Source organism: Paenibacillus sp. JT22N7 (assembly GCF_059383875.1).
Genome location: NZ_JBXENY010000007.1, coordinates 89,418 through 101,796 on the forward strand (window position 1 = coordinate 89,418; position 12,379 = coordinate 101,796).

Genomic DNA, 12,379 nt, shown 5'->3' on the forward strand with positions numbered 1-12,379 from the left:
TAAGGACATAAGCATTGGGAGTAATACCATAATTATTGGATACTTTTTTCTGAATTAGAGACGCTTTGACGATACTGCCTTGGACTAGTGCCCTCTATGGAACGAAACACTTTGACAAAATATTTTGCTGTTTGGTAGCCCACCTGCTCTGAAATTTCTGCTATAGAGTCTCTCGTATTGACCAGCAGCTCCTTAGCCCGCTGCACTCGTCTGCGACTCAAATAATCGCTGAAGGTTAGACCTGTCTGCTCTTTAAATAGAACGCTGAAGTAGCTCGCATTCATATGCAAATGGTCTGCAACTGCACGCATGGTTACCTGCTGGCTCAGATGATCATCAATATGGCGCAGCGCTTCACGCACCTGAATGCTGTACTGCTTCTCCTCTTGCACCGTCCCCAGTAATTTGGGGTCAAAAAGTTTCTGCATTCTTACCATCCTGCTTATCTCTTCTTCCCTCTTCAAAGCCAGCTCGACTGCCTGCACTAATTTTTCTTTAACTAATGGCTTTAGCAAATAAGAGACGACCCCAAGCTGGAGCGCTTTCTGAGCGTAATCGAATTCAGGATGCCCGGAAATAACGATAACCACAGGGGGAGGTGTCAGATCGCCTAATCGTTCGACCAGCTCCAGGCCACCCACCTCCGGCATTCTAATATCGGTTACAAGCAGATGAGCTTCATTTTGCTGTAACCAAGCTAAAGCTTCCACCCCGCTGGATGCCATTTCGATCCGATGCCGGCCGCAGGACCACGCTTCCAGCGTTTTACGAATCCCCTGCCTTGTTCTAGGTTCATCATCCACGACTAAGATGGTCTTCATCTCTTCCATTCCCCTCCAATCTATCAGGTATTTCAAACGTAACGGATGTTCCGCGACCAGGCTCGCTCTCAATACTCAGCCCGCTTCCAGCCGCATGATAATAAAGCCTCAATCTTCGCTCCACATTTGACATGCCAACACCTGTACCTTTATTGCTGCTCCCATAACCTTCTTTCATGAATGCCTGAAGAGACTCTACTGCGGCGGCATCCATACCCGGTCCATCGTCCGTTATCATTACTCGCATAAACCCTTCCCGATTTGAAGGCTCGGCACGAAGGACGACCGTTCCCGGCCCGACTCGCTGCTCGACTCCATGCAAGATAGCGTTCTCTACGAGCGGTTGGATTAATAGTTTGGGCACGGGTACAGTTCTGCACGCCTCTGCCGCCTCTATTCGCCACGACAGTCTGTCCACCATTCGCATCTCCATAATTCTTAAATAACGCTCCGCATGATCCAATTCATCACCTATCGTAACCCACTCATCATCTTCCGTTCGGTTGATTACATAACGAAACAAGCCTGACATGGCAAGTACGACTTTCGCAAGGTCCTCTTCCCCTTTATCATCAAGCTCCCAATAGAACGCTTCCAATGTGTTAAACAGAAAATGAGGATTAATTTGGGCTTGGAGCGCTTTCAGTTCTGCTCGACTCTGTATAATTTCCTTCTGGTAGACGACCTCAATGAGCTCATTCAAGGAATCGACCATTTGGTTATATGTATGGTTGAGCTCATTGATTTCCATAGTTGAGGAGGTATTCGGGTTCGCCTTCAACGTGCCAAATCTAGCACCCCGCATCGCTTTAATCAAGTTTAATATCGGTCTGGTAATCATCGTTGACAAAATAAAGCTCAATACCAGAAACAACACCCCCCCGACCGCACCAGATACAAGAATAGCAGTCCGTAGAACTGAAATGCCTGCCGTTGCATAATTTACAGGTGTCAATATCGCCAGCTTCCACCCCGTTTCCTTCGATTGCTGCTCAATCGCTATATACGATTCATCGCCCACCGTAATCGCTTCTCCACCATGATCAAGAATATTTTCCTCCCTTGCATCCACAGCTAAATCCGAAAAAATTTCTTGGCCCGCTCCATCAAATAAAGCCATATGCTCCCGCGTTTCATTCTCATTTTCCGCTACGGCATTTGTAAGCTCAAAATAGCTTTTTTCAATATGAACGACCAAATAGCCAGCATGAATGAAGGAACGGTCCACTAAGCGAATATGGCGAATAGCAATGACAACGTTTGAATCCTGTGGGTCAAAGCCAAGCCATACCAAGCGACCTTTGCCGTTATCTGCTTGGTCAATCCACTCCTTCGGCACCCGGCTTTCCAGACTAATGTCATCTAGCGGAAACAGCCTTCTATAATCACTGCTGTACATTTCAAGCGCTCGGATCCCCGTGACATACGCTTCATATTTCCGCGCTTCCTGCTGCAGCGACTGACGCTCTTCAAAGCGGATCGTATTGCCAAACATTTCCTCTGTCAATAATCGCTGAATAGACGCATTCGTAGCCACCTGCGCAGTAAGCGTATCGATTTGTCCCAGAAGCACATCAAGCTTCCCCATAGCTTGAACGGCGGTCTGTTGAATATGCTTCTCCGCACTGTTTCGCAAGAGCACGGATACCTGACCATACGTAAAGTAGCCGACCGATGCCAGCACGATAACCATTACAAGCATAAATCCAATTAATATTTGATTGCGCAGCGTATTCAACTGTCCTAGCTTCTTCAAGAGATACATTCCTTTCTATCGTTACTTTATCGAAACTACTTGAATAAGCCGTCACTAATAGGGGCTTGCTGCAATTTTAGCTGATTCTCAAAAAATGCTATGGAGTTAGCTTCACGATACGACCTCTTTTTCATCCTATTGTTTGTTCGTATATTCTACTTTGTTTTCCATAAATTTAATATAGAGAGTAATTATACAGTAATTACAAGGTTTAAATTTTCTGTTTGCTTTCCGAATATTGTATAGCTTCTAAAACCGATTTCCGCTAACATTTTTGACTAGAGAAATCATTATTTTGCAAATCGCTTTAGAACAGTACCGTTTTCGTAGTATTAAAAAAACCTCCTAAAATTCAGGAGGCTTTACGATTGCAATTATCTGAGCAGCTTGCGTATCAGCTTCTTGCCCCACTTGGACGTCGGATAGCGGAAAGGCATATCAAAGCGCGTTGTTTGTTTAAGCAAGCTTTTCTGATGAGAGAAAGTATAAAAGGTTTTCTCCCCGTGATAGCTGCCCATGCCGCTGTCTCCCACTCCGCCAATCGGCAAATGCGGCGATGCCATATGCATTAAGGTATCGTTGATGCAGCCGCCACCAAACGACAGCTCCCTCGTAATCCGGCGCTGCACCTCCGTGCTCTCTGTAAACAAATACAGCGCTAACGGATGCGAACGCGCGGCAACGGCCGACATAACCTCCTCAATCGATTGAAACGTCATAAGCGGAAGCAAGGGGCCAAAAATTTCTTCCTGCATAACTGGCGCCTGCCAATCCACACCTTCCAGTACCGTTGGCGCAATGACCCGGCGCGCAGCATCCTTGTCTCCGCCAATTATAATGCGCCCGTCGTTCATAAAGCTGGCAAGCCTCGCGAAGTGCCGATCGCTAATAATATGCGTGTAGCTGTCATTATGGAGCGGCTCGCTGCCATACAGCTCTTCAATCGCAGCCTTCAGCAGCTTGACGAAGCGTTCCTTTACTTCTTGATGAACGTATAAGTAATCCGGTGCAACGCAGGTTTGTCCAGCGTTTGTAAACTTGCCGAATGCAATCCGCTTCGCTGCAAGCGCCAAATTCGCATCTTTATGCACGATGCAGGGGCTCTTGCCACCCAACTCCAGCGTTACCGGCGTCAAATGCTTGGCAGCTGCCGTCATTACGATTTTGCCAACGCCAACGCTCCCGGTAAAAAAGATATAATCAAGCTTCTCTGCCAGCAGCTCCGTGCTAACCTCGGCATCGCCAAGTACTGTCGCAGCCCACTCCGGCTCAAAGGCTTCTGCTATGATCCCTGCCAGGGAGTCCGCAACATTCGGCGCCAGCTCCGAAGGCTTCAAAATGACGGTATTGCCTGCTGCAATCGCTCCAATAAGCGGAACAAGCGCCAACTGGACCGGATAGTTCCATGGCGCAATAACGGCTGCAACGCCATAAGGCTCCGAAATGACTTTGCTCGTACTGCCAATATGCGTCATTGCTGTCTTAATGCGCTTTGGCTTCGCCCAGCCTCTTATATGCTTAATCGTATGCCTAAACTCCGTATAGATGAGGCCAAGCTCCATCGCATACGCGTCAAACTCCGATTTATTCAAATCCGTCTTTAAAGCTGCAAGCAGCTTCTGCTCATGCCTTTGCATCACCTCGCGCAGCTTTTCGAGCTTCTGAATGCGCGCCTCAACCGAGCGTGTCTTGCCGCTCTCGAACCATTGTCGCTGCCTAGCAACGACTTCAGCCACCGTTATTGCCATCGTTGTCCAACATCCTTTCCTTGCAATGAACCCCCGCTAAATAGGAATTTCTGTTAAGATAAAGATAACTTGCTTTATAGTAGACTGCAAGTTATGCAATTTAAAATGACGAACTAGAAGGAGAACTTTCATATGCCTCATTTATTATTTCGCGGTGTGCCTGCACCTAGCTTGCGCAGCATCGCGCCTGAGCTTGTTCAAGAGCTCGCTGTCCTCTGTGATTGCGGAGTAGATAATTTCACTATAGAGTGCCTCGCAACCACTTCCATTTATGGAGGACTTGCCGATGATTGTTCGTTTCCTTTTATTGAAATTGGCTGGTTTGAACGCGGACAGGAGGTTCGGGACCGCTTTGCCGCTATTGTTCACCGTTACATGGAGAGGCTTGAGTTGGCGGAAGCAGAAATCGCCTTTCGTACCTACAGCGAGAATGCTTATTACATAGAGGGCAAGCCTTTCAGATCCTGATAAATCAGGCCAGCTGCAGGAGTGGACAGGTTGTAAATGATGGTTTCATTTGGTAAGATAGACGGGTAACTATCTACAAAGCACAAATAACCCCTTACGCCAATAAGAGGTCAATAAGCTTTATATTTGTGCACCGACTACTAACCATGGGAGGTGATAGTAATGGCTAAAGACGTATTGTGCGAAGTCGACTCTTGCCGTCATTGGGTAGATGACAACAAATGCAGCGCTTCATCAATCTATATCGTCAGCAATAGCAGAGATGCTGCACACGAAGCTAGCGAAACAGATTGCCGAACTTTCGAAACGAAATAACTGATCTGATGGAAGGGATGTTGCGGTCCCTTCTTTCTTTATGTATTTTACCAATAATGATTATTATTATCAAGTGTTTTATAGAAATTTTTTTTACCCTTAGAGGAAAGGGGCTTACCGCCTTGAAAAAATGCCCATTATGCGGCGGACCGGGTGGCTGCGCCATAGAAGCGGGGCAAGTGCCCCACTCCTGCTGGTGCTTCCGGGAGCGCGTTCCACAAAGTCTGCTTGAACAAATTCCGCCTGCACAGCGCAACCAGTCATGCGTCTGCCAAAACTGTGTCCTACAAGCTAAAGCCGACCTTCAATTGGATTAAACGCTGCCACAACCAAACTGCCGTTAATGCTTCAATTCGCCCCATATGCCATCATTTTCCTCTTGGATCGCTAAATACTTTTCCTCCAGCACCTGAGCCGGCAGCGGACGGCAATAATAGTAGCCTTGAATTTCCTTGCAGTCATGACTGGTTAGAAAATCGAGCTGCTCCTTCGTTTCAATCCCTTCCGCGATTACTTCCAGCTTTAAATGCTTGGCCATGGAAATAATCGTGGCGACAATCGCTTGATCGCTCTCATCCGTTGTAATATCTATGATGAAGGAACGGTCAATTTTCAGCTTATATATTGGATAATGCTTTAAGTAGCTGAGCGAGCTGTAGCCCGTCCCGAAATCATCGAGGCTGATTTTAACACCGCAGCTATTTAATTCATTTAATATTCCAATGGAATGCGAGGCGTCCATCATCATGCTCTCGGTAATTTCCAGCACTAGAAAGCTCGGATCAAGCCCCGTTTCTTCTAAAATAACATGAATTTGCTGAACCAGATTTGGCTGAAGAAACTGTCTTGCCGATAAATTGACGGATACCGATGCGAAAAAAAAGCCCTCATCATGCCACTTCTTCATCTGCCTGCAAGCCTCGCGCATCGTCCACTCGCCAATGCTGTAAATCAAGTCGCTTTCCTCAGCTACCGGAATAAATACACCAGGCGAGATTATGCCTTTTATTGGATGCTCCCACCTAATCAGCGCTTCGACGCCAATCATCTTATTGTCAATGGAGCTAATTTGCGGCTGGTAGTACAATCTAAATTCCTCGCGTTCCATCGCCTTGCGCAGCTCGCTCTCCAGTTCCAGCCTAAGCTGAAGCTGCTCATTAAATTCATACGAATAAAACTGATATCCGTTTTTACCGTTGCGCTTCACTTCATACATCGCGGTATCGGCATTTTTGAGCAGTTGTACCGTATCCTGTCCATTGTCAGGGTAGACGGCAATTCCAATGCTGACCGTCGTATAAAAATCGCTGTCCTTCAGTCGGTAGGGCTGCTGAATAGCAGCGGTAATCCTTCCTGCGAGCAGACCGAGCTGCTGCTCATCCTGAAAGCGATTAATTAATAACGTAAATTCATCTCCTCCCATTCTGGCTACTAAAGTTTCACTGTCTCTTACACAAGATTGAATACGACAGCCCATCTCCTTCAGGAACACATCCCCGTAGGCATGTCCAAGTGAATCGTTAATATTTTTGAAACGGTCAAGGTCAAGTACCATAACGGCAAAACGGGAAACCTGCTTGCTCCCATCGCTAAGACTTGCACTGCTTCGCTCAATCATTTTCGACAGCTGTTGGTTGAAATGGGAGCGATTCGGCAAACCGCTTAAAGAATCATGAAAAGCCTGGTGAATCATATCACGCTCCGCTTTTTTTCGGGCGCTATTATCGCGGATGATCGTCAATACGGCTGGACGGCCGTTATGGTCAATCATTTTGCTCATCGTTTCAACCTCAAAAACCTCATCGCGAAAGCTAATAAGCTGAATTTCTTTAATATTGGTACGCTGCTTCGTCTTATACATCATTTTTATGCGCTTAGCTACATTGTCCCAATCGCTAGGATGAATAAACCGAAAAATATTCTGGCCAAGCAGCTGTTCACTGCTCCCGCCAATCGTCTGCTCAGCCACATGGTTGATGAAAACAATTTTTGAGTCCTGATGAATGACAATCGGATCTAAGTATATGTCTAGCAGCTCGTTGTAACGCGCCCTAATAGCCTCGCTTTCCATCTGCTGCCTAATCGATTCCGAACGATCCCGAATGAGAAGATGGCTGCCTAAGCTGCTGTTGCTGGCATCATAAGGGAGCTTGTACAGCTCCCAACTGATAACTCCCCCTTCCGAATCGTCAAAATATAAAAAATGACGCTCCGAACAGGTGCCATCTGGCCGGCTCAAAAATTGCTCAAGCCTTGCGCCCTCCTCCTTCGTTATCCGTCTCAGCTCTGACAATCTGGCTCCCGGAAGCAAATCGCGGATAGCCCCCCGCTGATATTGTTTAGCAGCCTCATTCATATGAAGAATGACGCCATTTTCTCCGATTGTAATGATCGGCTCAGGAAACTGCTTGTACATATTCGGCAAAGATTTCTTCCAATAGTCCACCTTATCACCTCCGCTCTCTGTTGAATCAGGAATGAAATGCTGTTTTCTCTTGGCGACCAGGTATGAAAAATTCCTCTTCTACATCAATAGCGGACAAAGGACGGCTGAAATAATAGCCTTGTATTTTCTCGCAGTCCTTGTCAGTTAAAATGTCCAGCTGGGCTTTCGTTTCAATGCCTTCGGCAATAACCTCCATATTTAAATGCTGGGCCATGGAAATAATGGTGGATACAATCGCCTTATCGTTGTCATTTTCCGTAATATCGCGAATAAAGGAACGATCGATTTTCACCTTGTGAATCGGGAACATCTTCAAATAGCTAAGCGAGCTGTAGCCCGTTCCAAAATCATCGAGACTAATTCGCACGCCAAAATCATTGAGCTGGTTCAAAATCGCTGTCGATACCGAGGCGTCCATCATCATGCTTTCGGTAATTTCCAGCTCCAAAAAATGCGGCTCAAGCCCCGTCTCCCGCAAAATATCCTTCACGTATTCGGCCAAATAAGGCTGATGGAATTGCTGGGAGGATAAATTGACCGAGACTGGGATGAGCGGCCCGCCCGCTAAATGCCATTTGCGCATTTGACGGCAGGCTTCCCGGAGCACCCAGGTCCCCAGCTCGTAAATAATGCCCGTCTCCTCCGCAATCGGAATAAATATGCCTGGAGACAGCACGCCTTTCGTTGGATGGTTCCAGCGGACGAGTGCCTCGACCCCAATCATGTGCTCATCCTCGGCTCTTATCTGGGGCTGGTAATACAGCTCAAGCTCGCCCAGCTCCACCGCTTTTCGCAAGTCGCCTTCCAGCTCGATTTTATTGCGCAGCTTGTCGTTGAGTTCGGCCGAATAATACTGAAAGCCATTTTTTCCTTTTTTCTTCACTTCGTACATTGCCGTATCTGCATTTTTTAGCAATTGGCTCGTATCCGTCCCATGCTGCGGATATAAGGCGATGCCGATGCTGGCCGATACATAAAAGTCGCTTTCCTTGAGACGATAGGGAAGCTGGATCGCATGAATAATTTTCTCGGCAATTTCCGTCACAATGCCTGAATCAGAATGAGGCACCAGCAGGGTGAATTCATCACCGCCCATTCTGGCAAGCATCACATTATAACCTTCTACACTTCTGCTGATTCGGTTGCCCATTTCTTGAAGAAACAGGTCGCCATAAGAATGGCCGAGCGAGTCATTAATCATTTTAAATCGATCGATATCAAGCACCATTACAGCGAAAACAGAATCGTCTTCCCTTGCTGCCTCGCTTGTCGGCTTCGGTCTCTCAATTTCTTCATCCAGCACTTGATTGAACATTCTGCGATTCGGCAAGCCTGTCAGCTCATCGTGAAACGCCAAATACCTTACCTTTTCCTCCGCCTGCTTTTCCTCTGAAATATCTTTGGCGATGACATAAATACCTACAACTGCATCGCCTACAACAACCGGAGCACTTACAACGCTAATATCTACGCGCTCCTCTCCATTTCGCAAGATGGCAGAGGTATAACGCTGAGCCTCGCCCTGAAAAGCTTTCGTAAACATCGCTACTGTATGCTCAAGCTGGTCTGGCGTAATATAGGGCAAAAGCAGATTTATAGGCTGATTGAGCAGCTGCTCGCTTTTTAGACCTGTAATTTCGAGTGCCATTGGATTGAAGCCAATAATCTGGCCTTGAATATTAACCGAAATAATGCCATCCAAATTGTTGTCGAACAATGACTTGTACCACTTCTCATGCTCATCGAGCTGCGTTTCCTTGCTCTCCAGCCGTTTGGAGATAAACAGAACGACCAGCGACATCATGCACGTAATCAGTGTTCCAGCAATAATGACATAAGCAAGCAGCTTAGTAGCCAGCACCATTTCAAAAAAGATCGCCGTTTTGATTTCCGAGCTGAACGTTGCCGCCATCATTCCGGTGTAATGCATGCCCGCAATAGCCGCTCCCATGATCATGCCAGCGCTAAGCTTTTTCCAAAGCATGACCTGCTTGCTCGTTTTACGGAAATAAAATACGAGCCATAAAGCGGTAACAGATGCGGCAAACGCAATAAAAATAGAAAGCAGAAACAGCAGCGGATCATAATGAATCTGAATCAGCATAGCCTCCATGCCTACAAAATGCATAACCGACACGCCGGTGGCCAGCAGCAAACCTCCTGCCAGCAGCCTGCCGATTTTCAATTCATCCCTTCCAATGACATACAGCGCAATGAATGCGGCCACAATGACGGCGAGAAGGGACAGCAGTACAACGATCAGGTCATAGGCTACGACGATTGGCAGGGAGAAGGCCATCATGCCGACGAAATGCATCGACCAAATGCCCATTCCCAAAATAACGGCGCCAATCGTAATACCCAGCCAGCGCTTGCGGCCACCGGAAATGCCGACCTTCTCGGCCAGATCCAGAGCTGCAAACGACGCTAGTGCTGCAATAATGTAGGAGAAAATAATCAGTGAGCTATCATAGGTGCCATGGAGATGCCCCATTTCTTTCCCTCTTTTCAGTTGGTAAATATTTGAATTTTCAGTAAATTTAGTCCATGATAATGAAAGATTAAAAATCTTCGTATAGACGGAGCAGCTATGCAATGGCCTTTCGCTTATTGCGCCGACAAACGCTGGCTATGCTTGTATTGCCATTGCTCGTACCATTGCTGTACCAATGTCAGCGGTTCGGCATCAAACTCCTGCCTCAGCATCTTCAGCAGCTGTTCGTATTGCCGCTGCACAGCAAACCGCTCATTCATTCGGTCATACAAGCGCATCAGATCAAAATAAATCTGCTCCTCGGAGGGCAGCTGTTTTTGAATGAGCAAATATTGCTGGGCCGCCTTTGCCTCATTGCCAATGGAATCAAAATGCTGGGCAATGTGCTGGGCATGGCGCAGCCATACGGTGCGAAGCCGCCGACGCTCCCTTTCGGCCCATTCATACGAATATTCCAGCAAGTAGTCGCCAGGATACATTTCCAGCATCTGCTGATGCTGTTCCAATGTTTCATCTGTTAACGGAGGGATTCTCTTGATTTTCCGTTCCCACTCCTCCGTATCCAGCAGTACGCCATTCAAATCGAGCGTGTAGCCCTCATCACGGTTAACGATTCGGATACCGACACCCTCTTCACGCATGATTCGCCGAATTTGATAAATCGCTGTATACAGCTGGGAGGTGCCTCTGCGCCATTCGATTTCCGGCCACAGCTGATCCAGCAAATCTTGCTTGCGAATCAGCTTCCCGCGATGCTCCAGCAAATAGGCGAAAAGCTCCTGCGCCTTCAAGGTTTTCCATTTGAGCGTAGCGCTCTCATCGCCCTTCGGCCCGATTCGCAGCGATCTAAAGCAGTGAATCATTTTAGCTGGTCCAGAAGCCGGCAGCACAGCAGGAGGAGCAATCCGAGCCCGCTTTAATAGCCGTTCAACCGTCATGCACAACCGCTCATGGCTGAATGGCTTCATTATATAATCATGAGCGCTAAGCTCGAATGCTTTCACCGCATATTTCTCTTGCTCAGTCAGGAAAATAAGCATAACTTCTGGAAATTGCTGCATCACTTGCTCTGCAAGCTGCATCCCGCCATGCTCCTGCATATCGATATCTAAAAATAAAGCGATCGGAGGATCGGCTAAAATATGCTGAAGCGCCAGCTCAGGATTGGAAAAGCTTCCCACAACATCAATGCCCCCAATTTTGCCTAACTCCTCTTCCAGGAGCTTGAGCGTAAGAGGCTCGTTATCTACCAATATAGTCTTCATGTTTTTGTCACCTTCTTAACTGGTAGTTTAAGCCGCAAGTCCTATACCTATATAACGGTTTACTAAGCCTTATTATCAATACCAAATAAAAATATGCAGTAAAAAAAAACGCTGAATCACCTTTATTTGGTGGAATCAGCGTTTTTCAGCCCAATGGCTGGCTTCTATGCATGCATTTCTCCATAAAATGAGCAATTAACTCGCTTTCGTATCTTTGCCTCGCTTGCAATCGCCGGCGTTGCAGCCTTGGAACATGCCTGTAAAATCCAATCGGTGGTCGGTAACCGTGAAGCCGAATTCGCGCTGTACGCGCTGCTCCAGCTCAAGCAGCCAATCCTCCTGAATTTCCTTCAGCACGCCGCACTTGGCGCAGATCAGATGGTGATGCATATGTTCTTGGCTGGCGTCACGCAAGTCGAAACGGGCAACGCCATCGCCAAAGTTCATTTTTTCTACAATATGCAGCTCGGTCAGCAGCTCAAGCGTCCGATAAACGGTCGCCAGTCCGATTTCCGGGTATGACTTCTTGACCAGCATATATACGTCCTCTGCGCTGAGATGGTCCTGCTCGTTCTCCAGCAGCACTCTTAAAGTCATTGCGCGCTGATGCGTCAGCTTGTAGCCCTTCGCTTTCAGCTGCTGGTTAATATTATCCATTTGAATGTCCAGTTCGCTCATCGCTCATGAGCCTCCTTTGCATCGTCCTGCGGCTTGTCATTTCTCAATTTGTAATCATTATCATCTTAATTTTATTATAGATATATCAAAAAAGCAAGCATACTAGCTTTGGACAGCCAAAACACTGCCATGCCGGATTCCAAAAGGAATGCTGAACAGCCAATAAGTCGTTGCAGCAGGCATCGTTTTCTTTAGCACTGCTACTGTTTGAATCACAGCTCACGCTGTATAATATAAATCACCAGCCTAGCTTGTCCACAACGGTACGAGCTTATTTCTCCAGCTTCACTTCCATTCAGAATATATTCAATACATGCTCCCATTTCATTAATATGCTTTCAAAATAGTGCATTTAGCAGCATCAGCTAGTCATTTCACAAATCCAATT

Annotated in this window: 10 protein-coding genes; 3 read left to right on the forward strand and 7 right to left on the reverse strand. The window is 47.0% G+C overall.

What is annotated here, in order from left to right; genetic code table 11:
• Positions 1 to 32: 32 nt before the first annotated feature.
• From AC50Y5_RS19315 to AC50Y5_RS19325, 3 genes are all read right to left on the reverse strand, one after another.
• Positions 33 to 821 (reverse strand): response regulator transcription factor, encoded by a 789-nt coding sequence (locus tag AC50Y5_RS19315; protein ID WP_494863027.1) that lies wholly within the window; start codon positions 819 to 821, stop codon positions 33 to 35.
• The gene (locus AC50Y5_RS19320; protein ID WP_494863029.1) at positions 796 to 2,577 is read right to left on the reverse strand and encodes a cache domain-containing sensor histidine kinase; all 1,782 of its coding nucleotides are present in this window, start codon (positions 2,575 to 2,577) and stop codon (positions 796 to 798) included. Before AC50Y5_RS19320 ends, AC50Y5_RS19315 begins: the two co-directional genes overlap by 26 nt.
• Before the next feature lie 374 nt (positions 2,578 to 2,951).
• Entirely contained in the window at positions 2,952 to 4,325 is a 1,374-nt protein-coding gene (locus tag AC50Y5_RS19325) for an aldehyde dehydrogenase (RefSeq protein ID WP_494863031.1), read from the reverse strand.
• 132 nt (positions 4,326 to 4,457) lie between these two features.
• On the opposite strand from AC50Y5_RS19325, the gene AC50Y5_RS19330 reads away from it, so the two are divergent.
• The 3 genes from AC50Y5_RS19330 (at position 4,458) to AC50Y5_RS19340 (ending at position 5,425) form a co-directional block, all read left to right on the forward strand.
• Positions 4,458 to 4,793: a DUF1904 family protein gene (locus tag AC50Y5_RS19330; protein ID WP_494863033.1), complete on the forward strand. Its 336-nt coding sequence runs from the start codon at positions 4,458 to 4,460 to the stop codon at positions 4,791 to 4,793.
• Positions 4,794 to 4,955: 162 nt separating this feature from the next.
• Positions 4,956 to 5,108 carry a DUF1540 domain-containing protein gene (locus AC50Y5_RS19335; RefSeq protein ID WP_074905010.1) on the forward strand — a complete coding sequence of 51 codons (153 nt, stop codon included), beginning with the start codon at positions 4,956 to 4,958 and terminating at the stop codon, positions 5,106 to 5,108.
• A 56-nt stretch (positions 5,109 to 5,164) separates the two neighbouring features.
• Positions 5,165 to 5,425, forward strand: coding sequence for a cysteine-rich CWC family protein (locus tag AC50Y5_RS19340; protein WP_494863507.1), 261 nt, complete (start codon positions 5,165 to 5,167; stop codon positions 5,423 to 5,425).
• A 23-nt stretch (positions 5,426 to 5,448) separates the two neighbouring features.
• Here the strand turns inward: AC50Y5_RS19340 and AC50Y5_RS19345 are convergent, their stop codons facing one another.
• The 4 genes from AC50Y5_RS19345 to fur all read right to left on the reverse strand — a co-directional run bounded on the left by AC50Y5_RS19345 (position 5,449) and on the right by fur (position 11,991).
• The gene (locus AC50Y5_RS19345) at positions 5,449 to 7,554 is read right to left on the reverse strand and encodes a putative bifunctional diguanylate cyclase/phosphodiesterase (RefSeq protein ID WP_494863035.1); all 2,106 of its coding nucleotides are present in this window, start codon (positions 7,552 to 7,554) and stop codon (positions 5,449 to 5,451) included.
• Positions 7,555 to 7,579: 25 nt separating this feature from the next.
• Positions 7,580 to 10,048: a putative bifunctional diguanylate cyclase/phosphodiesterase gene (locus AC50Y5_RS19350; RefSeq protein ID WP_494863036.1), complete on the reverse strand. Its 2,469-nt coding sequence runs from the start codon at positions 10,046 to 10,048 to the stop codon at positions 7,580 to 7,582.
• A 113-nt stretch (positions 10,049 to 10,161) separates the two neighbouring features.
• Positions 10,162 to 11,313, reverse strand: a complete 1,152-nt coding sequence (locus AC50Y5_RS19355) for a response regulator (protein ID WP_056041403.1) — start codon at positions 11,311 to 11,313, stop codon at positions 10,162 to 10,164.
• Between the two features lie 195 nt (positions 11,314 to 11,508).
• Positions 11,509 to 11,991 carry a ferric iron uptake transcriptional regulator gene (fur, locus tag AC50Y5_RS19360; protein WP_056041400.1) on the reverse strand — a complete coding sequence of 161 codons (483 nt, stop codon included), beginning with the start codon at positions 11,989 to 11,991 and terminating at the stop codon, positions 11,509 to 11,511.
• Positions 11,992 to 12,379 lie beyond the last annotated feature (388 nt).

Coding starts and splice junctions, on each gene's coding strand:
- AC50Y5_RS19315 (WP_494863027.1), bottom strand. CDS start 821: ATGAAGACCATCTTAGTCGTGGATGATGAACCTAGAACAAGGCAGGGG.
- AC50Y5_RS19325 (WP_494863031.1), bottom strand. CDS start 4,325: ATGGCAATAACGGTGGCTGAAGTCGTTGCTAGGCAGCGACAATGGTTC.
- AC50Y5_RS19330 (WP_494863033.1), top strand. CDS start 4,458: ATGCCTCATTTATTATTTCGCGGTGTGCCTGCACCTAGCTTGCGCAGC.
- AC50Y5_RS19335 (WP_074905010.1), top strand. CDS start 4,956: ATGGCTAAAGACGTATTGTGCGAAGTCGACTCTTGCCGTCATTGGGTA.
- AC50Y5_RS19340 (WP_494863507.1), top strand. CDS start 5,165: ATGATTATTATTATCAAGTGTTTTATAGAAATTTTTTTTACCCTTAGA.
- AC50Y5_RS19350 (WP_494863036.1), bottom strand. CDS start 10,048: ATGGGGCATCTCCATGGCACCTATGATAGCTCACTGATTATTTTCTCC.
- AC50Y5_RS19355 (WP_056041403.1), bottom strand. CDS start 11,313: ATGAAGACTATATTGGTAGATAACGAGCCTCTTACGCTCAAGCTCCTG.
- fur (WP_056041400.1), bottom strand. CDS start 11,991: ATGAGCGAACTGGACATTCAAATGGATAATATTAACCAGCAGCTGAAA.